General features: G+C 50.5%; 17 protein-coding genes and 1 tRNA gene (1 of these 18 running past the window's edge). 14 read left to right on the top strand and 4 right to left on the bottom strand.

Going from position 1 to position 25,051, the window contains the following annotated elements; translation table 11 throughout:
• Positions 1-60: 60 nt before the first annotated feature.
• The 13 genes from dusB to lon all read left to right on the top strand — a co-directional run bounded on the left by dusB (position 61) and on the right by lon (position 17,751).
• Positions 61-1,080 carry a tRNA dihydrouridine synthase DusB gene (dusB, locus tag JNC80_RS08060; RefSeq protein WP_376710135.1) on the top strand — a complete coding sequence of 340 codons (1,020 nt, stop codon included), beginning with the start codon at positions 61-63 and terminating at the stop codon, positions 1,078-1,080.
• Entirely contained in the window at positions 1,080-2,201 is a 1,122-nt protein-coding gene (locus JNC80_RS08055) for a two-component system sensor histidine kinase NtrB (RefSeq protein WP_376710010.1), read from the top strand. Before dusB ends, JNC80_RS08055 begins: the two co-directional genes overlap by 1 nt.
• 48 nt (positions 2,202-2,249) lie before the next feature.
• Complete coding sequence (gene ntrC / locus JNC80_RS08050) at positions 2,250-3,716, top strand: nitrogen regulation protein NR(I) (protein WP_510186704.1); 1,467 nt, start codon at positions 2,250-2,252, stop codon at positions 3,714-3,716.
• Between the two features lie 78 nt (positions 3,717-3,794).
• Positions 3,795-4,199, top strand: a complete 405-nt coding sequence (locus JNC80_RS08045) for a UCP034077 family protein (protein ID WP_022712358.1) — start codon at positions 3,795-3,797, stop codon at positions 4,197-4,199.
• A 93-nt stretch (positions 4,200-4,292) separates the two neighbouring features.
• Positions 4,293-6,545: a sensor histidine kinase NtrY-like gene (locus tag JNC80_RS08040; RefSeq protein WP_376710009.1), complete on the top strand. Its 2,253-nt coding sequence runs from the start codon at positions 4,293-4,295 to the stop codon at positions 6,543-6,545.
• 93 nt (positions 6,546-6,638) lie between these two features.
• Positions 6,639-8,000 (top strand): nitrogen assimilation response regulator NtrX, encoded by a 1,362-nt coding sequence (gene ntrX / locus JNC80_RS08035; protein WP_022712355.1) that lies wholly within the window; start codon positions 6,639-6,641, stop codon positions 7,998-8,000.
• Positions 8,001-8,002: 2 nt separating this feature from the next.
• Positions 8,003-9,379 carry a Trk system potassium transporter TrkA gene (trkA, locus tag JNC80_RS08030; RefSeq protein ID WP_075655375.1) on the top strand — a complete coding sequence of 459 codons (1,377 nt, stop codon included), beginning with the start codon at positions 8,003-8,005 and terminating at the stop codon, positions 9,377-9,379.
• A 29-nt stretch (positions 9,380-9,408) separates the two neighbouring features.
• Positions 9,409-10,212, top strand: coding sequence for a glycosyltransferase family 32 protein (locus JNC80_RS08025; protein ID WP_028233973.1), 804 nt, complete (start codon positions 9,409-9,411; stop codon positions 10,210-10,212).
• Positions 10,213-10,574: 362 nt separating this feature from the next.
• Positions 10,575-10,811 carry an RNA chaperone Hfq gene (hfq, locus tag JNC80_RS08020; RefSeq protein WP_022712353.1) on the top strand — a complete coding sequence of 79 codons (237 nt, stop codon included), beginning with the start codon at positions 10,575-10,577 and terminating at the stop codon, positions 10,809-10,811.
• Between the two features lie 263 nt (positions 10,812-11,074).
• Entirely contained in the window at positions 11,075-12,496 is a 1,422-nt protein-coding gene (gene hflX / locus JNC80_RS08015) for a GTPase HflX (protein WP_376710133.1), read from the top strand.
• Positions 12,497-12,678: 182 nt separating this feature from the next.
• The gene (locus tag JNC80_RS08010; RefSeq protein WP_022712351.1) at positions 12,679-13,305 is read left to right on the top strand and encodes an ATP-dependent Clp protease proteolytic subunit; all 627 of its coding nucleotides are present in this window, start codon (positions 12,679-12,681) and stop codon (positions 13,303-13,305) included.
• Between the two features lie 345 nt (positions 13,306-13,650).
• On the top strand, positions 13,651-14,925 hold the full coding sequence (clpX, locus tag JNC80_RS08005) for an ATP-dependent Clp protease ATP-binding subunit ClpX (RefSeq protein WP_075655371.1): 1,275 nt from the start codon (positions 13,651-13,653) through the stop codon (positions 14,923-14,925).
• A gap of 402 nt (positions 14,926-15,327) precedes the next feature.
• Positions 15,328-17,751 carry an endopeptidase La gene (gene lon, locus JNC80_RS08000; protein ID WP_075655370.1) on the top strand — a complete coding sequence of 808 codons (2,424 nt, stop codon included), beginning with the start codon at positions 15,328-15,330 and terminating at the stop codon, positions 17,749-17,751.
• 51 nt (positions 17,752-17,802) lie between these two features.
• Here the strand turns inward: lon and JNC80_RS07995 are convergent, their stop codons facing one another.
• The 3 genes from JNC80_RS07995 to JNC80_RS07985 form a co-directional block, all read right to left on the bottom strand.
• Positions 17,803-18,207: a hypothetical protein gene (locus tag JNC80_RS07995; protein ID WP_376710008.1), complete on the bottom strand. Its 405-nt coding sequence runs from the start codon at positions 18,205-18,207 to the stop codon at positions 17,803-17,805.
• A gap of 262 nt (positions 18,208-18,469) precedes the next feature.
• Positions 18,470-19,699: a hypothetical protein gene (locus JNC80_RS07990; RefSeq protein WP_376710007.1), complete on the bottom strand. Its 1,230-nt coding sequence runs from the start codon at positions 19,697-19,699 to the stop codon at positions 18,470-18,472.
• Positions 19,700-19,908: 209 nt separating this feature from the next.
• Positions 19,909-21,426, bottom strand: coding sequence for a VOC family protein (locus JNC80_RS07985; RefSeq protein WP_376710006.1), 1,518 nt, complete (start codon positions 21,424-21,426; stop codon positions 19,909-19,911).
• 688 nt (positions 21,427-22,114) lie between these two features.
• Between JNC80_RS07985 and JNC80_RS07980 the strand changes: the two genes are divergently transcribed.
• Positions 22,115-24,907 (top strand): autotransporter family protein, encoded by a 2,793-nt coding sequence (locus JNC80_RS07980; RefSeq protein WP_376710005.1) that lies wholly within the window; start codon positions 22,115-22,117, stop codon positions 24,905-24,907.
• A 125-nt stretch (positions 24,908-25,032) separates the two neighbouring features.
• Here JNC80_RS07980 and JNC80_RS07975 read toward each other — a convergent pair.
• A tRNA-Lys gene (locus tag JNC80_RS07975) sits at positions 25,033-25,051 on the bottom strand (it continues 157 nt past the right edge of the window).

Raw genomic sequence — 25,051 nt, 5'->3', positions numbered from 1 at the left:
AACCTATAAATCTGCTTAAAGTTTAAGCGTTTTTGATATTGCACAATTTTTAGGCTGATGATGACGACTGCAACCCTGCCATTGAAAATCGGACCGGTGGAAATCCGCAATCGCGTATTTCTGGCGCCGATGTCCGGCGTATCCGATTTGCCGTTTCGTCGTCGGGCGTGGGAGGCCGGTGCAGGTCTGGTGGTCTCCGAAATGGTAGCCAGTGCGGAGTTGTGCAATCATCATTCTGAAAGCCGTAAGCGGATGGAACGCGGTGATCTGCAAACCCATGTGGTGCAGCTTGCAGGCCGTGAAGCGCATTGGATGGGTGAGGCCGCCAAGATCGCTGAAGGTGAAGGCGCGGATATTGTTGACATCAATATGGGCTGCCCTGCCAAAAAGGTAACCGGCGGTTATTCCGGTTCGGCGCTGATGCGTGATCTCGACCATGCGCTGACACTGATTGAAGCCACTGTGCAAGCGGTGAAAGTGCCGGTGACGCTGAAAATGCGGCTTGGCTGGGATCAGGACTCCATTAATGCGCCGGAACTGGCGCAACGCGCTGTCGATGCCGGTGTGCAGATGATTACCGTGCATGGCCGCACGCGCTGTCAGTTCTATACCGGTCATGCCGATTGGGATGCAATCCGCGCCGTGCGTGAGGTGATCTCTGTGCCACTTGTTGCCAATGGCGATGTTGGCAGTGCTGCGGATGTGCAGGAAATTATGCACCGCTCCGGTGCCGATGCGGTGATGATCGGCCGTGCCGCCTATGGTCAGCCTTGGCTGGCGGGGCAGGTCGCAAGCGAACTGAATGGTTTGCCACATGGTGCCGCGCCGCTAAACTTAAGCGATTATATTCTAGCGCATTATCATGCCATGCTGGAGCATTATGGTGAGAAAACCGGTATCCGCCATGCCCGTAAACATCTGGGCTGGTATATGGAGCGCCATACGTCAAATGTGCCGGATACGGTCAAGAAGGCGCTGATGACCTCAGGCAATGCGCAGGAAGTATCAGACATTCTTACGGATATTTTTACCGGCCTGTCACCGGTCGCAGGGACAAAATCCCTGAAGGATGCCGCCTGATGGACGCTGCTGCATTCTCTTTGTCCGATCATGTGCTGAATACATTGCCGCAAGCGGTGATAATGGCGGATGCTGCGGGACAGATTATTTATGCCAATGCGCAGGCTGAGGTGTTTTTCCGCTCCAGTGCGGGAATCTTGAAGCGTCATGGTCTCAATTATTTTCTGCCGCCTGCAAGTCCGCTGATCGGACTGATTGCGCAGGTTATTCAAAGCGGTACAGCGGTTAATGAATATCATATTGATCTGTCATCGCCGCGTATGGGCACTGAGCGCATGGTGGATGTGCAGGTAACACCGATCAGTGAAATGCCGGATCAGGTTGTTATCCTGTTTAAAGAAACAGCTATGGCGGAGAAACTCAATCGCCAGATGAGCCATCGCGGTGCGGCACGCTCGGTCACAGGTCTGGCGGCAATGCTTGCGCATGAAATCAAGAACCCACTTTCGGGTATTCGCGGTGCGGCGCAATTGCTGGAAATGTCAGCACGCGATGCAGCCAATGAGTCCGACTGCGAACTGACACAGCTGATCCGTGATGAAGCTGACCGTATTGTTGCGCTTGTTGACCGGATGAATGTGTTTTCTGACGAACGCCCGATTGAGCGCTCTGCGGTCAATCTGCATACGGTACTGGGGCATGTTAAAACGCTGGCCAGCCACGGTTTTGCATCTCATGTCACGATCCGCGAGGATTATGATCCGTCCTTGCCGCGTGTCTGGGGTAATCGCGATCAGCTGATACAGGTATTTATCAACCTGATTAAAAATGCAGCTGAAGCGATTGAGCCGGAAGAACGCACGGGGCGCAAAGGCGAGATCCTGCTGACCTCTGCCTATAAAGCGGGCATGCATATGATTGTGCCGGCGACGGGCGAGCGCCTGTCTCTGCCGCTGGAATATTGCGTGATTGATAATGGCGGCGGTGTCGCACCGGATATTCTGCCGATCCTGTTTGATCCGTTTATCACGACCAAAACCAATGGCTCAGGTCTGGGTTTGCCTTTGGTTGCCAAGATCATTGCCGATCATGGCGGTATGATTGAATGCGAAAGTTTCTCCGGAAAAACCATTTTCCGTATTCTGTTGCCGATATGGAAACAGGACAGTTCTCTCGTTTAAATTTAAATATTAAAATATCGATCTAATATCATGTAATATAATATTTATATGTGTGGGAGTGAGGCATTGAATGAACCGGTAATCATCGTTGCAGAAGATGATGCAGCCATGCGCACAGTGCTTAATCAGGCGCTGAGCAGAGCAGGTTATGCTGTGCGCCTTGCCAGTAATCGTGCCGCGCTTTGGGGGCTTGTCACGGGTGGCGAAGGTGATCTGGTGATCAGCGACGTGAATATGCCGGATGGTTCTGTTTTCGAAATTTTGCCGCGTATCCGCAAAGCGCGCCCCGATCTGCCGGTAGTGGTGATGAGTGCGCAGAATACTTTCATGACCGCTATCCGCGCCTCCGAAGCCGGTGCCTATGATTATCTGCCAAAGCCTTTTGACCTGAGCGAGATGGTGAGCCTGCTGCGTCGTGCGCTGTCCGAACCAAAGCCGGTGCAAGCAAAGCAGGATGTGGACGATCAGGCAGAGAATATGCCGCTCGTTGGTCGCTCGGTGGCGATGCAGGATGTCTATCGTGTGCTGGCACGCATGATGCAGACTGATTTGACTCTGATGATTACCGGTGAGTCCGGTACGGGTAAGGAACTGGTTGCCCGCGCTTTGCATGAATATGGCCGCCGTCGTAACGGGCCTTTTGTGGCGATCAATATGGCAGCTATCCCGCGTGATCTGATTGAATCCGAATTATTCGGCCATGAGAAAGGTGCCTTTACCGGCGCGCAGCAGCGTTTTTCAGGGCGCTTTGAACAGGCCAATGGCGGTACGCTGTTTCTCGATGAAATCGGTGATATGCCGATGGAAGCGCAAACGCGTTTGCTGCGCGTGCTCCAGCAGGGCGAATATATGACCGTTGGCGGGCGCACGCCGATTAAAACCGATGTGCGTATTGTGGCCGCGACCAATAAAGATTTGCTCAAAGCAATTCACAAAGGTCAGTTCCGCGAGGATTTATACTACAGGCTCAATGTTGTACCGCTGCGTATGCCGCCATTGCGTGAGCGCAGCGAGGATGTGCCGGATCTGGTGCAGCATTTCTTCCGGCTGGTGGAAAAAGAAGGTCTGCCGCCAAAGCAGATCAGTGCCGAGGGTTTTGCTGCGCTGCGTCATTACACATGGCCGGGCAATGTGCGCGAACTGGAAAATCTGGTGCGCAGACTTGCAGCACTCTATCCGCAGGATGAGATTAATGCCGAGATTATTCGTCACGAATTGCAGCATCTGCCGCCGTCATTACAGGCTGATGAAACAGGGCTCAAAGCCGATCAGATCACTAATTTACGTGAAGCTACAGAGATTTATCTGCGGCAGTATTTTGCCTCCTTCAACGGTGAATTACCGCCGCAGGGGCTCTATGACCGGATTTTGCACGAGATTGAATATCCGCTGCTGGCTGCAAGCCTGACAGCCACATCCGGCAATCAGATCAAGGCCGCAGAATTGCTGGGTTTGAACCGTAATACGCTGCGCAAAAAAATCCGCGACCACGACCTCAATATTTTTAGGGGTTGATGGAAATTTGTTTGATTTTTAAAGTAAAAATTTCAAGAGGTGTATTTAAGTAATTATAATATATAGGGAAAATATTTTATGGGTATTATAAGAACGCTGCTGCTTGCATCGATTTCGCTTGTGTTTGTAGTTCCAGTAGCTGCTTTTGCGGAAGACAGGCGTTGTAATGATCGTAAGCCGGTGAATTCAATCAATGAAATGTTTTCGGCTCTTTATGCATGCTGGCAACCACCGAAAGGAACTGCGGGTATGAGTATTACATTGCGATTTTCTCTGCGGCGCGATGGAACTCTCATAGGCAAGCCACGCACAACTTTTACCGAAAAAATAAACAATGATGAGCTTTCAAAGGCCTTTGTGGCTTCTATTTTAGAGGCGCTTAACAAGTCCTTGCCTGTACCATTTACGGAAAGTATGGGGGGAGCGGTTGCTGGCAGACCTATGACTTTGAGATTTATATCCCAAGAAATTCGCGACCTTTAATAAAGCTATTATATTTTAATTCGCACAGCGATAACGTTGCATATGTGCAACATTCTGTTGCATGACGGCAACGGTTTATAATAGATTAATGGAATGGATAAGACGAGTCTGCTTGAGTGGTTGCGCGAATTTAAACCTGCACGGGTGAGTGAACAAAGACGTTTGCTGGCTCTGCCGGGTGTGATCATTGTTGTCCTGTCGATTATTGCATCACTTGTCTCCTTTCTGATTATGATCGGCGTCACGCCGATTGTTCCTGATCTGCATGTGACGCTGACGCTGATTATCATCAATGTGGTTCTGGTCGTCAGCCTGCTGGCACTGATTATCCGCGAGATTTTCCGCATCACACAGGCGCGCCGTCATGGCCGTGCTGCCGCGCGTTTACATGTGCGCATTGTGGCGCTGTTCTCACTGATTGCAGCGGTTCCGGCGATTGTTGTGGCGATTGTTGCCAGTGTAACGCTCAATCTCGGGCTGGATCGCTGGTTTGAAACCAATACGCGCAATATCGTCAATTCATCGATCAGTCTTGCCAATGGTTATATCAATGAAACCGCGCGCAACCTGCAAAGCACCACCTATTCCATGCTGCAGGATATGGATGCGCAACGCACGCTCTATAGTCTCGACCGTAACGGTTTTGTGCAGCTGATGACCTTGCAGGCGCTGGGGCGCGGTTTGCTCGGCGCGCAGTTATTGCGCGAAGACGGCTCTGTTGCCTTGCGCAGTGAGCAGGGCGGCGCAAATCTGCCGCAACCGCCTTCTGAGGCGGTTGAAACGGCACGGGACGGCAATCCGGTGATTATTCCGCCGGGTCCGACCAGTAACTTCGTTGGCGCAATTATCAAGATGCGTGAGATACCCGATGTGTATCTCTACACCGTACGTGCTGTTGATGCGCAAATTCTCGATTCCATGCGCCTGATGGAGGCCAATACCAAGCGCTATCAGGATATGGAGGCGAACCGTATCCCGACGCAGGTGATCTTTGCGCTGCTCTATTTCGGCCTGATGCTGATTGTTTTGCTGCCGGCGATCTGGACAGGTATTGCTGTGGCAGACCGTCTGGTGCGACCAATCCGCCAGCTGATTGGTGCTGCTGATGAAGTGGCTGTCGGTAATCTGGATATTTCCGTGCCGGTGCGCTCCAGCGATGGTGATCTCGGCGCATTGTCCGGCACTTTCAATAACATGGTTGCCGAGCTGAAAAGCCAGCGCACCGATCTTTTGGCCGCTAAAGACCAGATTGATGAGCGCCGCCGCTTCTCCGAGGCTGTGTTGTCCGGTGTTACCGCCGCGGTGATCGGGGTGGATGCACTTGGCCTGATTAATATCGTCAACCGCTCGGCAGAGCAGATGTTCTGCCTTGAGCCGGATGAGGTTATCGGCACAAGCCTGAGTACGCATATTCCGGAAATCGGACAGGTTTTTGAAGTGGCGCATGATTCCGGCCGTGCGGTTTACCGCGAGCAGGTCTCGATGATGCGTGGCGGGCTGACCCGTACCTTCAATGTGCAGATCACGATTGAGGACGGCACAGGCGATGAACGCTCCTATGTGGTTACAATTGATGATATTACTGATCTGGTACAGGCACAGCGCTCAACGGCATGGGCCGATGTGGCGCGGCGTATCGCCCATGAAATCAAGAATCCGCTGACACCGATCCAGCTTTCTGCCGAGCGTATCCGCCGCCGTTATGGCAAGGTTATTACTGAGGATCGTGAGGTTTTCGACCAGTGTGTGGAAACGATTATCCGTCAGGTTGGTGATATCGGTCGCATGGTGGATGAATTCTCGTCCTTTGCACGGATGCCGAAGCCGAAAATGGAAACCATTGATTTGCGGGATTCGCTGAAAGAAGCCGCATTCTTGGTGGAAGTCAGCCGCAGTGAGATCAGTTTTGAGCAGCAATTGAGTGAAGTGCCGCTTTATGGCCATTTTGACAGTCGTCTGCTTGGACAGGCTTTTGGTAACATTATCAAGAATGCCAGCGAGGCTATTGAAGCGGTTGCTGATGAAGATAATTATCACGGACATATTCTGCTGAAAGCCTATCAGGACAAGGATCAGCTGATTGTCGATGTGATTGATAATGGCAAAGGCCTGCCCGGTGATAACCGGCAGCGGCTGCTGGAGCCTTATATGACAACGCGTGAAAAAGGCACCGGCCTTGGCCTCGCTATTGTCAGAAAAATCGTTGAGGATCACGGCGGGCATATGGAACTGCATGATGCACCGGCTGATTTCTATCAGGGCAGAGGTGCGATGATCCGTATGGTTTTCCCTGCAACACCGCCGGAAATGGCAGGGACACAGACAAATGAGGAGTTGCAGGCATGACAGACAGATGCAGGCAGCTGAATGATAAATACCTGCGGATAGATCACTTTGTGGTAAATCTGCAGGATAATGGGAACAAGGCAGGTGGATTAAATGGCTTCTGATATTCTCGTCGTTGATGATGAAACGGACATCCGTGATCTGGTTGCTGGTATTTTAAGCGACGAAGGTCACGAAACCCGCACAGCTTTTGATGCGGACAGTGCATTGGCTGCGATCAATGATCGTGTGCCGCGGCTGATTTTTCTGGATATATGGTTGCAGGGCAGCCGTCTGGACGGGCTGGCATTGCTGGATGAAATCAAGAAACTGCATCCGGATCTGCCGGTGGTGATGATCTCAGGTCACGGTAATATTGAAACTGCTGTCTCGGCTATCCGTCGCGGCGCTTATGATTTCATTGAAAAGCCGTTCAAGGCAGATCGTCTGATCCTCGTGGCAGAGCGGGCATTGGAGACATCAAACCTTAAGCGCGAAGTTTCTAACTTACGTAAACGCTCCGGTGAGACATTCGAACTGCTTGGCAATTCGCTGGCGATGAACCAGTTGCGCCAGACTATCGAACGCGTGGCTCCGACCAACAGCCGTATCATGATTACCGGCCCTTCGGGTTCGGGTAAGGAAATGGTGGCACGTGCCATTCACGGACAGTCGAGCCGTGCTAACGGGCCTTTCGTGACGGTGAATGCCGCTGCTATTACACCGGAACGTATGGAAATCGAGCTTTTCGGCACCGAAATGGATGGCGGGGAACGCAAGGTCGGCGCACTGGAAGAGGCGCATGGCGGTATTCTCTATCTCGACGAAATTGCCGATATGCCGCGTGAAACCCAGAACAAGATTTTGCGTGTTCTGGTTGACCAGCAGTTTGAACGTGTTGGTGGAACCAAGCGTGTGAAGGTTGATGTGCGTATCATTTCTTCGACCGCGCAGAATCTTGAAGGTATGATTGCCGAAGGTCTGTTCCGTGAAGACCTGTTCCATCGTCTGGCCGTTGTTCCGGTGCAGGTGCCGCCATTGGCACAGCGCCGCGACGATATTCCATCGCTGGTATCCTTCTTCATCAATCAGGTGGCTGAACAGGCCGGTATCAAGCCGCGCCGTATCAGCGATGATGCAATGGCGGTTCTGCAATCCCATAGCTGGCCCGGCAATGTGCGTCAGCTGCGTAACAATGTGGAACGCCTGATGATTTTGGCGCGCGGCGATGATGTGGATGCGCCGGTAACGGCTGATCTGCTGCCGGCGGAAATCGGTGATACGCTGCCGCGCACACCGACTGATTCCGATCAGCATATTATGGCGCTGCCGCTGCGCGAAGCGCGTGAAATGTTTGAAAAGGAATATCTGGTCGCACAGATCAACCGTTTCAGCGGTAATATTTCACGCACGGCTGAGTTTGTGGGTATGGAGCGTTCCGCTCTGCACCGTAAACTCAAGTCGCTCGGAGTGTAATTATGCGCATCATTATCTGCGGTGCCGGTCAGGTCGGCTTCGGTATTGCTGAGCGGCTCGCTGCGGAACATAACGATGTATCGGTGATTGATACATCGGAAAAGCTGATCCACGCCGTGCGTGATCTGCTTGATGTGCGCGGTTTTGTCGGTCACGGCTCGCATCCGGATGTGCTGGAAGCGGCCGGTGCCGATGAAGCGGATATGATTATCGCTGTCACGCTTTACGACGAGATCAATATGGTGGCCTGTCAGGTTGCCCATTCGCTGTTTAATGTGCCGACCAAAATTGCCCGTATCCGTGCGCAGACCTATCTGCAAAAGCAGTATCAGGAGATGTTTTCGCGCGATAATATGCCGATCGATGTGGTGATCTCGCCGGAACTGGAAGTCGGCGACATGGTGCTGCGTCGTATCGCTTTGCCGGGTGCTTCCGATGTGTTGCGCTTTGCCGATGACAAAGTGGTCGCGTTTGCCATTGAGTGTATGGAAGACTGCCCGATCATCAACACGCCGCTGAAACAGCTGACTGATCTGTTCCCTGATCTGCCGTCAACGGTGGTCGGCGTGGTGCGTAATGACAAGCTGTTTGTGCCGCATTCCGAGGATCATCTGCTGGCAGGCGATCTGGCCTATGTGGTGACAACGGTAGAGCAGGTGCGCCGTACGCTTGGCCTGTTCGGGCATGATAAGCCTGAGGCGCGGCGGATCATTATCGCCGGTGGCGGTAATATCGGGCTCTATGTTGCGAAAAAGATGGAAGAGCGCCAGCCGCATACACGGCTGAAGATCATTGAACATAATCGTGAGCGTTCAGCCTTTGTGGCTGATGAGCTGGATAAGACAATTGTTCTGAACGGCAGTGCACTGGATCAGGAATTGCTGCGCGAGGCGGAAGTTCAGGATGCTGATCTGATGGTGGCACTGACCAATCAGGATCAGGCGAATATTCTGTCCGGCATTATGGCCAAGCGCCTTGGCTGCAAGTCGAATATGGTGCTGATTAATAATTCTGCCTATCAGGAATTCATCCATACGGTTGGTATTGATTCTTATGTCAGCCCGAAAAATGTGACGATTTCCAAAATTTTGCAGCAGGTGCGGCGCGGACGCATCCGCTCGGTGCATAGTGTCTATGACGGGCGGGCGGAGCTGATTGAGGCGGAAGCCCTTGAAACTTCACCATTAGTCGGCGCGCCATTGCGCAATATCGACCTGCCGGCCGGTTTGCGGGTGGGGGCGGTTTACCGTGACGGAAAAGTTATTAAGCCGCATGGCGATCTGCATATTCGCCGCAATGACCGCGTAGTGATGTTTGCGACAAGTGATGCGGTGAAGCACGTAGAACAGATGTTCCGCGTGAGTCTCGATTTCTTTTAAGCGCCTCATTTTAAAATTGAGTATGTTTTATGGATATTTGTACATTCTGGTACGGCAGCCAATTACGGCCGGTGGATCATATGTGCCTGACTTCCATGGTCAGAACCGGACAACGGGTTAAGCTGTTCAGCTATCAGCCCGTCGAAAATCTGCCGGAAGGTGTGGAGCAGCATGATGCTGCAACGATCATGCCGATTGAATCATTTCGCCGTCTTGATCCCGGTTTTCCGAACCTGAAAGATAATCTGACGATTGTTCAGTTCAGCGATATTTTTCGCATCAATCTGATGAAGCATCGTCAGGGTGTGTGGCTGGATACGGATGTCTATCTGCATAAGCAGTTCCATCCGGATGCATCCAAACCCTATCTGGCGCGTGAAAACAGGGAGCGCGTCGGCGTTTCGGCTTTGTATTTCCCGCCCGATCATCCGGTGATTGCCGAATTTGATGCCTATATGGCCGGTGATTATCCGCTGCCGAAATGGCTCGGTTTGCGCAGACGGGTTTTGCGCCCGCTCTGGTACCGCCTCATTGGCAAGGAAGTAACGCCTGCAATGATCGGCATTACCATTTTTGGCAATGACGGTATTTCAAGGCTGGCCAAGAAATACGGCTGTTTCAACGATGCGGCGCCCAAAGAAAGTTTTTACTACTGGACGGCGCGTGACTGCCTGAACATTTTTGATCCGAAATATGGTCTTGAACCGCTGAATCATCCTGAATTTATCGGTTTTCATGTGCATCGCAAAAGCCCGGAAGAACTGGTTGCGCGCAAGGGCAGCTTTTATGAATGGATGCTGAAGCAGACAGGTGAGCTGACGGAGGCTGATTAAGCGTCATGAATTGTCAGAATACAGGTCAGATACAAAATATATTTGGCCTGAATGGCATAGTTCTGACTGTGCGGCAGCTAATCATCCGGCAGCATACAACATTTTGACGTTGCGCAAAAAATAGCGGCCTGTTAACCCTTTGCGGAATGTGGGATTATTCCCGCAACTATTGATTCTGTATCAATATACAGGTGCAATATCTGGGGCAGATGATAAAACCGGATGACAGGGGGATTTTTTCTGCTGTTTCTTCGGAAATGAACTGTTTACGGGCTATGCGCTTCAGGCGGCATATTTGTAAACAGGGTGGATGTCTCCCCGAAATCAGTGCTGGTTGCGGATCGAAATAAAGGAATAAAAAAATGGCTGAACGATCGCAAAATCTTCAGGATCTCTTTCTGAATTCTGTACGTAAGCAAAAAATCTCTCTGACGATCTTTTTGATTAATGGCGTTAAGCTGACAGGTATTGTCACATCCTTTGATAACTTCTGTGTCTTGCTGCGCCGTGACGGACATTCACAGCTGGTATATAAACATGCCATCTCAACCATTATGCCAAGTCAGCCTGTGCAGATGTTTGAAGGCGAAGAAGAGTAAGCATTACAGGTCATTACGACTGTTTGCTGAAATTTCGGAATGTTTTTATATCCGCAGTGCCTCAAGGCCTGCGGATATATTTGTTTGTAAATACGGGAATAATTATCTGAGGCGCGCTCATTGATGCAGGCAGCCCTGATGATTATCTGATGGGAACAGAAGCCGTTCCGGACAAAGATGGTCGGTTATGGCGATACATAAATCAGGATACACATTTGAAAAAACGCAATGATCCGGCAGCTGATCTGACGCCAGAAACAGAGATGCCAGAAACATATGAATTATCATCCGATGATAATTATGATGACGGCGCCAAACAGAAAAGCAGCAGAAAGCCTTTCACAACAAAAGTAGAAGATACACGGGCTTTTGTTGTCGTGCCGATTTTGCCGGAACGTTACGCGCTGGTCGTCGATCAGGATGAGAGCGAACGCCCGAAATATCGCCGGAGTGATGAGGCGCGGCTTGAAGAAGCTGCGGGACTTGCACGGGCGATTGATCTGAAAATTATCGACAGTTTTCTGGTGCAGACCTCCCAGCCGCGTCCGGCCACTTTGCTTGGCACGGGTAAGGTTGAGGATATTGCCGAACGCATCGAGCGTGAAGAAATCGAGCTGGTGATTGTCGATCATCCGCTGACACCGGTACAACAGCGCAATCTGGAACGCGAATGGAAGGTCAAGGTTATTGACCGTACCGGTCTGATTTTGGAAATTTTCGGCCGCCGCGCGCAGACCCGTGAGGGTAGCCTGCAGGTTGAGCTGGCACATCTGAACTATCAGAAAGGCCGTCTGGTTCGCAGCTGGACGCACTTGGAGCGTCAGCGTGGTGGTGGCGGCTTTATGGGCGGTCCGGGTGAAACCCAGATCGAGGCCGATCGGCGTATGCTGCAGGAGAAAATCCTGCGGATCAAACGCGAGTTGGATACGGTTGTGCGTACCCGCCAGCTGCATCGCCAGAAACGCCGTAAGGTGCCGCATCCGGTGATTGCACTGGTCGGCTATACCAATGCGGGCAAGTCTACTTTGTTCAATCGTCTGACCGGTGCTGATGTGCTGGCGGAAGATATGCTTTTTGCCACGCTTGATCCGACTTTGCGTCGTCTGCGGCTGCCGCATGGCGATATGATTATCCTGTCCGATACGGTTGGTTTCATCTCCAACCTGCCGCACCATCTGGTGGCCGCATTTAAAGCGACACTGGAAGAGGTAATTGAGGCTGATCTGATCCTGCATGTGCGTGATATGTCTGACACTGACAATGCGGCGCAGGCTGAGGATGTGGAGACAATTCTCAGTGGTCTCGGCATTAAAAAAGGCGATGAGCGTGTCATTGAACTCTGGAACAAGATCGACCGTTTGAGCGAGCCGATGCAGGACAGCGCGGAAAATCTGAGCAGCGGCAGTCATGAAGATGCACGGCCTTTGCCGCTGTCTGCGCTGACGGGGCAGGGTACGCCTGAATTGCTGGCTTTGATCGAAAGCCGTATTTCCGGTGCGATGGAAAAGGTGCAGGTCAGCCTGCAGCCGGATCAGTTCGGTCTGATTGACTGGATTTACCGTCATGGCAGCAATGTGCGTCGTCAGGATGAGGAAGACGGTTCGGTGATTATCGATGTGGATATGACCGCCGGTTCCGCGCAGAAATTCCGCGATAAATATGCTTCCGTAACAAAACGCAGCTAAGGATGTGCAGCAGTCTGCCGCCATTTAGATTTCGGTAAGCATGAAAGATTAGACAGGGGCGGAATAGGGCGTTTATAGCGCAACACCTTGCGAAACGGGTACGCCTCGCCCTATGTATTGAGTATTACGAATCCTGACGGCAGTGTTTCGCTCCGTTCTCCGATAGCCAAAGGCAGTTAATGATGAGAGATCCAATTGAAACCGTTATGAATCTGGTCCCGATGGTGGTTGAGCAGACTGCACGCGGTGAGCGGGCCTATGATATTTTCTCGCGTCTTCTGAAAGAACGCGTGATTTTCGTGAACGGTCCGGTTGAAGACGGCATGGCTATGCTGATCTGTGCGCAGCTTCTGTTCCTTGAAGCGGAAAACCCGAACAAGCCGATTGAAATGTACATCAATTCGCCAGGTGGCGTGGTCACTTCCGGCATGGCGATTTATGACACGATGCAGTTCATCAAGCCTCCGGTTTCCACGCTCTGCATGGGGCAGGCGGCATCCATGGGGTCGCTGCTGCTGACAGCCGGTGCAACCGGTCAGCGTCTGGCACTGCCGAATGCACGTATTATGGTTCACCAGCCATCCGGCGGTTTTCAGGGGCAGGCTTCCGATATCGAGCGTCATGCGCAGGATATCATCAAGATGAAGCGCCGCCTCAATGAAATCTACGTCAAACATACCGGCCGTGATTATGAAACTATCGAGCGTACGCTCGACCGCGATCATTTCATGACCGCTCAGGAAGCGCTCGAATTCGGCCTGATCGATAAAGTGATCGAATCACGCGATCTCGGCGAAAAGAAAGACTGATAAACCGGATTCTGATCCGTTTTGCCTGAAAAACGGATCAGTTTTCTGAAGACCGGAATTTCGTGACAAGTGGTTTTCCGGCAGAAATCTTCGGCATTGTATAATTTTAGCCACATTTTTTCTGCCATTACCGCTTTTACTGTACTGTCGCATAAAACAGTGCGGTAGACAGGTTGTAAAACTGTCTTTTGCCTGTTTATGCTGAATGCTGTGTTAAGTGATTGTTTGGGTCTTGTGCCTAAAAAGACGACTGCCGTTCATGTCGGTTTCGGTCGGGAAGACATAACGGTTAGAACTTGGTGCCTGTTGCGGACAGCGGGCGGCCATTACTGAAAGGAAACTGCGATGAGCAAAGTCAGCAACGGCGGTGGCGATTCCAAAAATACGCTCTATTGCTCCTTTTGCGGAAAAAGCCAGCATGAGGTGCGCAAGCTGATTGCGGGGCCGACCGTTTTTATCTGTGATGAGTGCGTCGAGCTTTGCATGGACATCATCCGCGAGGAAAACAAATCCTCGATGGTGAAGTCGCGTGAAGGCGTTCCGACCCCGCAGGAAATTATGGCGGTTCTCGATGATTACGTCATCGGTCAGAGCCATGCCAAGCGTGTTCTGTCGGTTGCGGTTCATAATCACTACAAGCGTCTGGCTAACCAGCCAAAGAGCGGTGATGTTGAGCTGGCAAAATCCAATATTCTTCTGGTTGGCCCTACCGGTTGCGGTAAGACCTATCTGGCACAGACACTGGCGCGCATCATTGATGTGCCGTTCACCATGGCTGATGCCACGACACTGACCGAAGCCGGTTATGTCGGTGAAGATGTTGAAAATATCATTCTCAAACTGTTGCAGGCTGCCGACTACAATGTCGAGCGTGCGCAGCGCGGTATCGTCTATATCGACGAAGTGGATAAAATCAGCCGTAAGGCCGATAATCCGTCGATTACCCGTGACGTATCCGGTGAGGGCGTACAGCAGGCTCTGCTGAAGATCATGGAAGGCACTGTGGCTTCCGTACCGCCGCAGGGCGGGCGCAAGCATCCGCAGCAGGAATTCCTGCAGGTGGACACAACCAATATCCTGTTCATTTGCGGTGGTGCATTTGCCGGTCTCGACAAGATCATTTCGTCCCGTGGCGAAAAGACTTCCATCGGCTTCAGCGCGACTGTAAAAGCGCCGGATGAACGCCGTATCGGTGCGATTTTCCACGAGCTGGAGCCGGAAGATCTGGTGAAATTCGGTCTTATTCCGGAATTTGTCGGTCGTCTGCCGGTTATTGCAACACTGGAAGATCTGGATGTGGCCTCTCTGGTCAAGATCCTGTCTGAGCCGAAAAACGCTCTGGTGAAGCAATATCAGCGCCTGTTCGAGATGGAAAATGTTGAGCTGACATTCCATGAAGATGCGCTGCTGGCAATTGCTGGCCGTGCGGTAGAGCGTAAGACCGGTGCCCGTGGTCTGCGTTCGATCATGGAAAAAATCCTGCTTGATACCATGTTTGACCTGCCGACACTGGAAGGTGTTCAGGAAGTTGTTATTTCCGGCGAAGTCGTGGATGGCAAAGCGCAGCCGCTTTACATCTATGGCGACCGTAAGGAAGAAAAAGGCACGGTTTCCGCTTAAGGAAACAAACAGCCTGTCAGCTGTGACGAAAATCAAAAACGCTCAGGAGCAATCCTGAGCGTTTTTCGTTTAAAGATACGCTCCAGAGCCCACGTCCCTATATTTATGAGTTAAAAGATCATATTTTATTGTGCTGGATTGTGGACGATAGGGGAAACACGGCAAAACCGGCACTTTAGGCGTTTCTTTAACCGCGAAACCGCTTTAAAAGATGGGTATGAAAATTGCATTTTGATCCGGTGGTCATAAATGCGCTGATTTATTCTGCTGTATGAAGCATAAACAGTGCTTGAAATAGCGGCAACGGGTGGCCAATTATACAGTCGATGCACGCAGTGATTTGCTGATGAAACGGGGGTCATTGTGTGGCGATCGGGTGGTTAACCCGGGAAAGGACTTAAAATGACGGATACAGAGTTGAAGACATCGGTGGGTGGTCAGGACGGGCTCTATGCCGTATTGCCATTGCGCGATATTGTTGTCTTCCCGCATATGATTGTGCCGCTTTTTGTTGGCCGCGAAAGATCAATCCGTGCGCTTGAAGAAGTGATGGGCGTTGATAAGCAGATCCTGCTTGCCACGCAGAAAAATGCTGCCGACGATGAGCCGGCCAATGACGCGATTTATGAAATCGGTACAGTTGCCAATGTGCTGCAGCTGCTGAAACTGCCTGACGGCACTGTAAAAGTGCTGGTCGAAGGTATTGCACGCGCCAAGATTTCCAAATTCAGCGACCGTGAAGATTATCACGAAGCCTATGCTGACATTCTTGAACTGCCGGAAGAAGAGCCGGTGGAAATCGAAGCGCTGTCCCGCTCGGTGATGAGCGACTTTGAAAATTATGTGAAGCTGAACAAGAAGATTTCGCCTGAAGTTGTCGGCGCGACCAGCCAGATCGACGACCATTCGAAACTGGCCGATACGGTAGCCTCGCATCTGGCGATCAAGATTGCTGAAAAGCAGGAAATGCTTTCGATCCTGTCGGTTCGTGAGCGTCTTGAAAAAGCTCTGGAATATATGGAATCCGAAATCTCGGTTCTTCAGGTTGAAAAGCGCATCCGCTCGCGTGTTAAACGCCAGATGGAAAAGACCCAGCGCGAATATTATCTGAACGAACAGATGAAGGCGATCCAGAAGGAACTGGGCGACGGTGAAGACGGCAAGGATGAACTGGCCGAGCTGGAAGAGCGCATTGCCAAGACCAAGCTGAGCAAGGAAGCTGCGGAAAAAGCGCAGGCTGAAATGAAAAAGCTGCGGTCGATGAGCCCGATGTCGGCGGAAGCCACAGTGGTGCGCAACTATCTCGACTGGCTGCTGTCCCTGCCGTGGAACAAGAAGTCCAAGGTCAAAACCGATCTGGCTTTTGCCGAGGAAGTGCTGGATACAGAACATTTCGGTCTGGATAAGGTTAAGGAGCGTATTGTCGAGTATCTCGCGGTACAGTCACGCGCTGCCAAGATCAAAGGCCCGATCATCTGTCTCGTAGGCCCTCCGGGGGTTGGTAAAACCTCGCTGGCGCGCTCGATCGCCAAGGCAACCGGTCGTGAATATGTGCGTATGTCGCTTGGCGGCGTGCGTGATGAGGCTGAAATCCGCGGTCACCGCAGAACCTATATCGGCTCCATGCCGGGCAAGGTTGTGCAGTCGATGAAGAAAGCCAAGAAGTCCAACCCGCTGTTCCTTCTCGATGAGATTGACAAGATGGGGCAGGATTTCCGTGGTGATCCGTCATCGGCTATGCTGGAAGTGCTGGATCCGGAACAGAATGCAACCTTCATGGATCATTATCTGGAGGTCGAATATGACCTGTCCAATGTAATGTTCGTGACGACTGCAAACTCGCTGAATATTCCGGGCCCTCTGCTTGACCGTATGGAGATCATCCGTATTGCCGGTTACACCGAGGATGAAAAACTTGAAATTGCCAAGCGGCATTTGCTGCCAAAGGCAATCAAGGAACATGCTTTGCAGCCGAATGAATTCTCGGTTGATGAAGCGGCCATTCTTGCTGTGATCCAGCACTACACCCGCGAAGCCGGTGTGCGTAGTCTTGAACGTGAAATGATGAAACTGGCGCGTAAAGCTGTCACGGAAATCGCACGTAAAAAGACCAAGTCGGTTCATGTGACCAAGGATAATATTTCTGATTATCTCGGCGTCATGAAGTTCCGTTACGGACAGATCGATGGTGAAGATCAGGTTGGTGTTGTTACCGGTCTGGCTTGGACGGAAGTGGGCGGCGAATTGCTGACCATTGAAGGCGTGATGATGCCGGGTAAAGGTCGTATGACTGTTACCGGTAATCTGCGTGATGTGATGAAGGAATCCATTTCGGCTGCGGCATCCTATGTCCGCTCCCGTGCGGTGGATTTCGGCATCGAGCCTCCGCTGTTTGACAAGCGCGACATCCACGTGCACGTACCGGAAGGTGCGACACCGAAGGATGGACCGTCTGCCGGTACAGCAATGGTAACCGCAATTGTTTCTGTGCTGACCGGTATTCCGGTACGCAAGGACGTTGCTATGACCGGTGAGGTTACATTGCGCGGTCGTGTTCTGCCGATTGGCGGCCTGAAAGAAAAACTGCTCGCAGCTCTGCGCGGCGGTATCAAGAAGGTGCTGATTCCGGAAGAAAACGCCAAGGATCTGGCTGAAATTCCGGACAATGTGAAAAACGCATTGGAAATCATTCCGGTTTCTTATGTCGGTGAAGTGCTTGAACATGCACTGATCCGCAAGCCGGAGCCGATCGAATGGGTTGAACCGGAAGTATCAGCCATTGCCAAAACCGGCGATGATGATGCTGTTGTGGGCATGGCTCACTAAGCATCTGCAATAAAAATCAAAAGCCCCGCAAGTCTGACTTGCGGGGCTTTTTTATTTCACAATGATAGTAAGGGTTTTCTCTTCCAAAACACCGTCTGAATATGCAAATCGTAATTTAATAGTATCTGTTCCCTTAAATCCTGAATTGGCCGTGTAATAGGCGACAGGCCCGTTAACTTTAGTAGACCGACACCGCTTATAAGCTGTATCGCTTGGGAATATGCGCTTCGTACCAAGATCGACTTTGCCATTTTTAGGTGCAGAAATTACTTGAATAATAGGGAGGCCAAAGTTTTCGCAATCTGGTTGTATGTGCCAAAGCGCTGCAATCTCGATCCTTTTACCTGCGATTGTGTATTTCGTACTATTAAATTGCTTTATTCCGGGTGCGGATACACATCCGGAAAAAATAAAACCAACAACAATCAGCAGCCAGATTTTATTCAACTGCCTCATACATCCCTCCGATAATTCCCAAATCTAAGATGTAATGTATCTGGAAATACCACTCACGCAAAACCAACTAAGTGCTAGCAAAACAATGTTAAATCGCTTTTTTGGCGTCCGTCGCTTAATTATCCGTGCCTGTTGCTTTGACGGTTTCGAGCGCTTTGTTGTCGAGCAGATTGCCCTTGCCGTAAGCAGTGAACATCCGAATAGCAAATATAAAAAAGACCAGTATCAAACTGGTCTTTTCATTTTGTGAGGCTTTTTATTTTTAGTGTTCTGCGCCTGAGCCGCCGACAGCAACAATGCTGAATGGCTGATCGGCCACAGGTATGGTGCGGTCTTCTTTGAGGCTTTCAATATTAATCAGGCGTACCAGACTATGGCGCGGATCGGTAATCGCAATATGGTCACCCGCAACGGCCAGACGCGGGCGCGGATCACGCCAGTGGCCGTCTTTGCTGTAAGGCTCGGTCACTTTCGCAGAACGGGTGATTGAGCCATCCAGAATATTGATGAGATGCAGCTGGCCGTCTTCCGTCAGCACATAGGCATTTTTCAGACGGGCAGGGTCGAGCGCAAAATCCACACGACGGGTCGGCAGATCAATGAGGCGGTAAGGCGTATCACTTTCCGGATCGATCAGCGCAATCTTGTCCTCACCGTAATTGCCGAGGAAGAACTGCATCGCCTTGCTGCCGATGAGCGTGCTGACTTTGCCCTTTGGCAGATCGGCACTATAGGTCAGCATTTTCAGCTCGGCTTTTTTGTCTTTGGACGGGCTGGCGATCAGCACGCCTTCCTCACAACCAAACGCAGCGAGACTGGCGGAGAAGGCTTCGCCATGCAAGGCTGTGCAGGTTGCAACATCGCCGGTCTGCGTGCCATCAGCTTCAAGAACACGCAGGCCGAGGCGTGGCGGCAGGGCGTCGGGCTTGGTTTCTGCTTCCAGATTTGGCACGGAAGCCAGATATTGATTGCCGAAAGGCACAATCACACCATGATGCGGCGCAGTTGCATCAATGATTTTTGCCTGCGGCTTGCCTTTCAGAATATCCTGCTCGGACAGTTCATGGCCTTTGCCTTCCTTGTCGAAGAACAGCACAACACTGTCACCATGCATCACCGCATGAACCGGACGTTTGCCTTCAAATTTCTCATCCCGCAAAGCTGTGTCCGAAACTTCCAGATCGCGATGATCGCCATGATCGGAAAGGCTGATGCCGGTTTTAATGACATTCACCTGATCGGCATCGGATTGCACGGCGAATACAGTTTCACCGGATGCACTCGCCGTCAGACCGGCATAGCCTTTGATATCAAATTTTCCGAGTTCTTTGCCGCTCTCCAGATCAATCGCCCGAACCACCGGCTTGGTATGATCGGCAACAAACAAACGCCAGACTTGCTTGTGTTCCTCATCTGCACCGGCATGACCGGCAATCAGTAGGGAACCTAATATGCCGAGCGCCGTTGCGCATTTTAGCTGTTTTAGCATCATAAACCTCAAGTCGAAATGTAATAACATTACGATTGATAGATGCGTTTATTTGACATGTCTATGCCGCAAAAGAAATTATTGTAATTTTATAACATAAATAGAGCGGTCTGATTGAAACTTAATCGTCAGAACCGCCCTATCTTTTTTATCCTCGCATTGTCCGACGCAAACCGCTTCGCACTTTGTTGGAAATGCTTTTATGGCTGCGTTTATAAATGCAGCCATTCCTTTGCACGGGCAATATCATCCTGCGAGAGCTGATGACCTGCATTGAGTGTCTCTGCCGTTAAACTCGCACCGCTATTACTGAGCCATGTATTCAGCGCTTCAGCATATTTGCCGTAAGGATCAGATTTTCCGGCCAAAGTCAGCACCTCTGTGCCGGACAGGTCAGCCTGCGGTACATCTTCCAGCACATGCATCGGGCGGCACAGAATAGCGCGGCGGATCAGTTTCGGGAAAAGCGCCATCACTGCAGCGGCAAAATTTGCACCATTGGAATAGCCGAGCACGGTGATATCTTCAGCTTTCAGGCCATAGGAGGCAATTGCCCCTTCAAAGAAGGCGTTAAATGCCTCAGCCTCCGAGCGGATATCCGCCTGATCGAACTGCGTGGCGCCAAAGCGGCGGAACCAGCGGGCAGTTCCTTCCTCATGGCTGCGTCCGCGCACGCCGAGCAGGGTAGCGCGCGGGTTGATGCGATGCGCCATCGGCATCAGATCGGCTTCATTACCGCCGGTACCGTGCAGCAGCAGAATAACACTGCCATCGGGATTTTCCGGTGTGTAGAAGCGATGCACAAAGGGCAGGTCACGCATGGCAATTCTTTCCTCTCCGGGCATTGCAAATTGCGGCATTATCACTTTCAGATCCTGCGCGCGCTCCTGATTATGCGGTGGTACAAATAGTGTTTCGCCCAGATGCTCCGGTGTTTCATCAATGGTAAAACCCGGTCCGTCGGTTGCCAGCTCAATCAGCGTTCCGCCCGGTTCACGCACATAAAGTGAGGTGAAATATTTGCGGTCATGGAAATTGGTGATCGACGAATTGAGGCGAGACAATTCCGCTTCAGACGCTTTGACTGCATCGACATCTTTGGCGCGGAATGCCACATGGTCGGCAATGCCGGTTCCGGGAATGCCCGGCACAAAGCCGCTGACATTGCGAACATCCACGAAATCCGTATCGGAAACCATGCGCAACACAGTTTCTTCACGTTGACCTTCACTATAGCCGAAACGCTTGATGAAAGCTGCGGTTTCTTCCTGCATTTCAGTGAAAAGGGTAACGCTGTGAAGACGGGTGGGGGCAGAATTCCACGGATGTGCAGCAGGCATGTCATGACCGACCAGTTTGACGGTAACGCCATCGGGATCTTTGAGGCGTAATACCGGTTCGCCGAATTCACGCTTTGGCCCTTCAACGCGAATCTGCTGGGACAGAGCGCGTGTTAGCCAGTCACCGATTGATTCCGGCGGGACTGCGAGTGCAATTTCCGCAACCTGACCATGGCCGACACGGCCGCGCGCACCTTCTTCCCAAACAAGAAATGTAATCAGCGAACCCGGAGAGCCAAGGGCATCACCGTAAAACAGGTGAAGCTGCTCACCGTCTTCAAAGCCGCCGGTTTGCTTGACCAGACGCAACCCCAGAAAACCTGCATAAAAATCAATATTGGCCTGCACATTGCGGGTGATAAGGGTCACATGATGGATACCGGAGGTCATATTGGCCTTTCTGATACTGATAAAGCAGAGAATGAAATCAATCTCTGCCGAACTGTTCTGTGTTTCGCATTATATTATCGTAGATTTGTATTTTTGTAATATGGGCAGGGTGAACACTGTATCAACACCGTTCAATTCCCGAAAAGTTGATTTATCTCACATGGCATAAAAAGACCCCGCATTGCAGAGCAATACGGGGCAGATATCGAGTAGGTATCATGAGGAGATCAACTTGGTGAAAATATCATCTGTTGACAGTCCAACTATACGCATGAGTGCATATTAAAATAGTCCAAGAACGGACTGGCAATTTGTTGTTATTCTAGCATTCTGATTTTTATGAAATCATCGTAAGTGTGTGAAAAATACAACTTATGATGTTGTTTTGGTGCGTACTGCACGTTACGTACTTTATTTTTTGTGTTCTTATATAAGTATATTCACACATAATAAATGTGGAGGTGCTTATGAAAGAGCTCTTATTAGCAAGTACAGTACTTAGCGGTGCATTTATTTTCAGTTCTGCTGCGAATGCCGCACCATGTGTAGTCAATGCAAACGGAACCTTTACCGTTAACACGGCAATAATCAAAACGGATGTTCTGTATCATCTGTCCAAAATATAATTGGTAATACATCTTCAGGAAATATCGGTTTTCTCATTTACAGTCAGAGACTTAATCGTGTTTTGACAATTGAGAATGATTTCACAACGACGGTTAAGGGAGCTGTAGGTATCTCAGCTTATGGTACGTCTCCTGATTTTACCTCAACATTTGACGCCGCCGGTAAAACAATTAATCTAACAATTGAAAATACTGATGCAAACTCTGCAGCGCCTGCCGGTGATAATATTGCCAAGAATGGTGTCGGGGTGACGCATGGTGGTACCGTGAGAATCGGTACATTGAATTTAAAAATGTTGAATTTGCCAAGCCGTGGTTTTTTTGAACATTATGGTGTGGTGGCCGGATCGACAAATAATGCCGGTGAAACATCCGCATTTAATGGTATGCGCTCAAGCGCGCTTTTTGATAATCTTGATATAAAAATGCAATCCGGACCGTATATTTTTGGCTACCCTCTTTTAGTCGGTATTCGTGCTATACAGGGTGCGCATCAGCAAAGCGGAAACGGATCTGCAGGATATGTGGAAGTAAAAGGTAATCTGGCAATCGATATTGATGCGGCATCAAATGATGCTATCGGTATTTATGTATCAGGCTCAGAGCAAAACCGCAGGGTTCCTGAAGTCAGGCTAAACAACAGCAATATTAAAATTAAAAGTACATCCGGTCGTGCCAATGCAATCCGTCTGGGTAAAACTGCTAATGTTGGCACAGGTGAAGGCCGCCTGACCTCACTTGGTCACATGGAAATTGATACAACGGCTGCCGCCAACAGTTCCGCCATCGCTGTTATTTGGCAAGGGGCTGTTTTGGATGCCAATACCGATGCTTCAAGTACGACCATTAAAGCAGGCCGTGAAGCCATTAATATCAGCGGTAATTTCAACCAATCCAATGCACAGACCGACACGATGTTTAATAATCTTGTTGCGTCTACAACTTCAACAACGGCGAACCTTGTTGAAGTTGCAAGTAATCAGCAAAGTTATTTTCTGACTGTGCGTGGCACGGATAGTTTGCTGACAGCTGCCAGTGGCGGATATCTGCTTAATGTCGGCGGAACTGCTCTTGCCCCAAGTATGACCACATTCAATTTTTCAGAAGGTACAATGCTTGGCCTGACCAATAAGGCAGCTGTATCAACTTTGAATCTGAATCTTGATAAGAAGGCAAAATGGGTTTTGCAGGAGAAAACCGGTTCTGCGCCTTCAACGACGGCTGCATTCACCAAGCTAGATCTTAAAAATGCTTCCGAAGTTGTAGCTTACGGATCAGGCGGCGCTCCCGCTGCTTTTACATTGCAGGGAGACATCAACAGCATTGGCGGTCTTATTAACCTGTCAGATAGTAAAACCGGCGATCAGCTGATTTTGCAGGGGCAATATATGGGCTCACAGGGGGCTGTTGCCCATCTGGATACATTCCTTGGCGCCAGCGGCTCAGCTTCTGATATGATTGTGAATGATGGTGGTTCAATTTCCGGACAGACTTTGCTGCGTATTAAAAATACAGGGACTGATCCTGATGGGGCAGATACTGAGCCGGGGCATGGCATTAAACTTGTAAATTCCATGAATGGTGGCACAACAACAGCTGATGCTTTTATGCTTGATGCAAGTGCAGCCAATGCCTATCAGTTTAATGGCAAGACTGTTGTTGGTGCCGGTGCCTATGCCTATTCCTTATATAAAGGCCCAAATACCAAATCCTCCTCCGTAGCTGATGACTATTCAGACAGTGAGATTACGGATGACTGGTATTTACGTTCTCAGCTCGACAAGAAAGATCCAGTCGATCCGGTAGATCCAGTCGATCCGCAGTTTACACAAGGTGTGCCTGTCTATGCGGCTTATCCGCAGGTTCTGTTGGCTTTGAACAGTCTGCCGACACTCCAGCAGCGCGTCGGTAATCGTTACTGGAGCAATGCCGGTAATATTATGATTGAGCAGGGCGCAGACGTGATCGGTACTCCGGCTGTTCCAGCGGCTGAAGCCGGAAGTTTTACCGAACGTAATGGCATTTGGGGGCGCATTGAAGGTCAGCACCTGAAGTCCAAGCCGGCCGTCACCACATCAGGCACGCAATATGATGCTGACATCTTTAAAATGCAGGCCGGTCTTGATGGCGTTTTAACAGAGACTGACAATGGTCTGCTGATTGGCGGTATCACAGTTCATTATGGTCATGCATCGGCGGATACCCGTTCAGAACATGGTCTTGGTAAGATCTCGACAGACGGTTATGGTTTTGGCGGCACGCTGACCTGGTATGGAAATAACGGTTTCTATGTCGATACACAGGCACAGGCAACTTGGTATGACAGTGATCTGAGTACCAGAGGCGGAAGTGCTGTCTCTCTCGTCGATGGTAATAACGGCTTTGGTTATGCTTTATCTGCCGAAACCGGTAAACGGATTACGCTGAATGACCGCTGGTCGGTTACACCTCAGGCGCAGCTCGTTTATTCCAATGTCGATTTTGATAATTTTACCGATCAATATAGTGGTGCTGTTTCCCTTCACAAGGGCGACAGTCTTCAGGGACGTATCGGTATTTCCGCAGATTATCAGAACTCCTGGTACAATGATAAAGGCATGATAAACCGTTCTTATGTCTACGGTATTGCCAATCTGTATTATGAATTCCTCGATGGCTCAGCAGTTGACGTATCGTCTGTGCGTTTTGCCAGCCGCAATGACCGTTTCTGGGGCGGAATTGGACTGGGTGGCAGCTATAATTGGGATAATGATAAATATTCCATCTATGGCGAGGGGTCGGTAAATACCAGTCTCAATAATTTCGGAGACAGCTACGCCTATAAAGGAACCATCGGACTTCGCGTCAAATGGTAACAAGTTTGAAGATCTTTTAAAAACATTGAAAGCCCTGGAGACATCCGGGGCTTTTTTTTATTCAGCAAGCATTTGATAATGCGAAGCGATTAAGGGAAATATCTGTAAGCTATTTGAGGGGAAAGTGGTGAGCGCGCACGGGTT

This window comes from Pseudochrobactrum lubricantis (genome assembly GCF_041929865.1).
Taxonomy (GTDB): domain Bacteria; phylum Pseudomonadota; class Alphaproteobacteria; order Rhizobiales; family Rhizobiaceae; genus Pseudochrobactrum; species Pseudochrobactrum saccharolyticum.
The sequence above is the reverse complement of the archived record's forward strand: the minus strand, read 5'-3'. Positions and strand labels throughout refer to the sequence as shown.

Bases quoted from the DNA above. Each gene is read 5' to 3' on its own strand.
- ntrX (WP_022712355.1), top strand. From the start codon at position 6,639: ATGGCTTCTGATATTCTCGTCGTTGATGATGAAACGGACATCCGTGAT.
- JNC80_RS08040 (WP_376710009.1), top strand. From the start codon at position 4,293: ATGGATAAGACGAGTCTGCTTGAGTGGTTGCGCGAATTTAAACCTGCA.
- ntrC (WP_510186704.1), top strand. From the start codon at position 2,250: ATGTGTGGGAGTGAGGCATTGAATGAACCGGTAATCATCGTTGCAGAA.
- JNC80_RS08010 (WP_022712351.1), top strand. From the start codon at position 12,679: ATGAGAGATCCAATTGAAACCGTTATGAATCTGGTCCCGATGGTGGTT.
- JNC80_RS07990 (WP_376710007.1), bottom strand. From the start codon at position 19,699: ATGATGCTAAAACAGCTAAAATGCGCAACGGCGCTCGGCATATTAGGT.
- hflX (WP_376710133.1), top strand. From the start codon at position 11,075: ATGCCAGAAACATATGAATTATCATCCGATGATAATTATGATGACGGC.
- hfq (WP_022712353.1), top strand. From the start codon at position 10,575: ATGGCTGAACGATCGCAAAATCTTCAGGATCTCTTTCTGAATTCTGTA.
- JNC80_RS08025 (WP_028233973.1), top strand. From the start codon at position 9,409: ATGGATATTTGTACATTCTGGTACGGCAGCCAATTACGGCCGGTGGAT.
- clpX (WP_075655371.1), top strand. From the start codon at position 13,651: ATGAGCAAAGTCAGCAACGGCGGTGGCGATTCCAAAAATACGCTCTAT.
- lon (WP_075655370.1), top strand. From the start codon at position 15,328: ATGACGGATACAGAGTTGAAGACATCGGTGGGTGGTCAGGACGGGCTC.
- trkA (WP_075655375.1), top strand. From the start codon at position 8,003: ATGCGCATCATTATCTGCGGTGCCGGTCAGGTCGGCTTCGGTATTGCT.
- dusB (WP_376710135.1), top strand. From the start codon at position 61: ATGACGACTGCAACCCTGCCATTGAAAATCGGACCGGTGGAAATCCGC.
- JNC80_RS08055 (WP_376710010.1), top strand. From the start codon at position 1,080: ATGGACGCTGCTGCATTCTCTTTGTCCGATCATGTGCTGAATACATTG.
- JNC80_RS07985 (WP_376710006.1), bottom strand. From the start codon at position 21,426: ATGACCTCCGGTATCCATCATGTGACCCTTATCACCCGCAATGTGCAG.
- JNC80_RS08045 (WP_022712358.1), top strand. From the start codon at position 3,795: ATGGGTATTATAAGAACGCTGCTGCTTGCATCGATTTCGCTTGTGTTT.
- JNC80_RS07995 (WP_376710008.1), bottom strand. From the start codon at position 18,207: ATGAGGCAGTTGAATAAAATCTGGCTGCTGATTGTTGTTGGTTTTATT.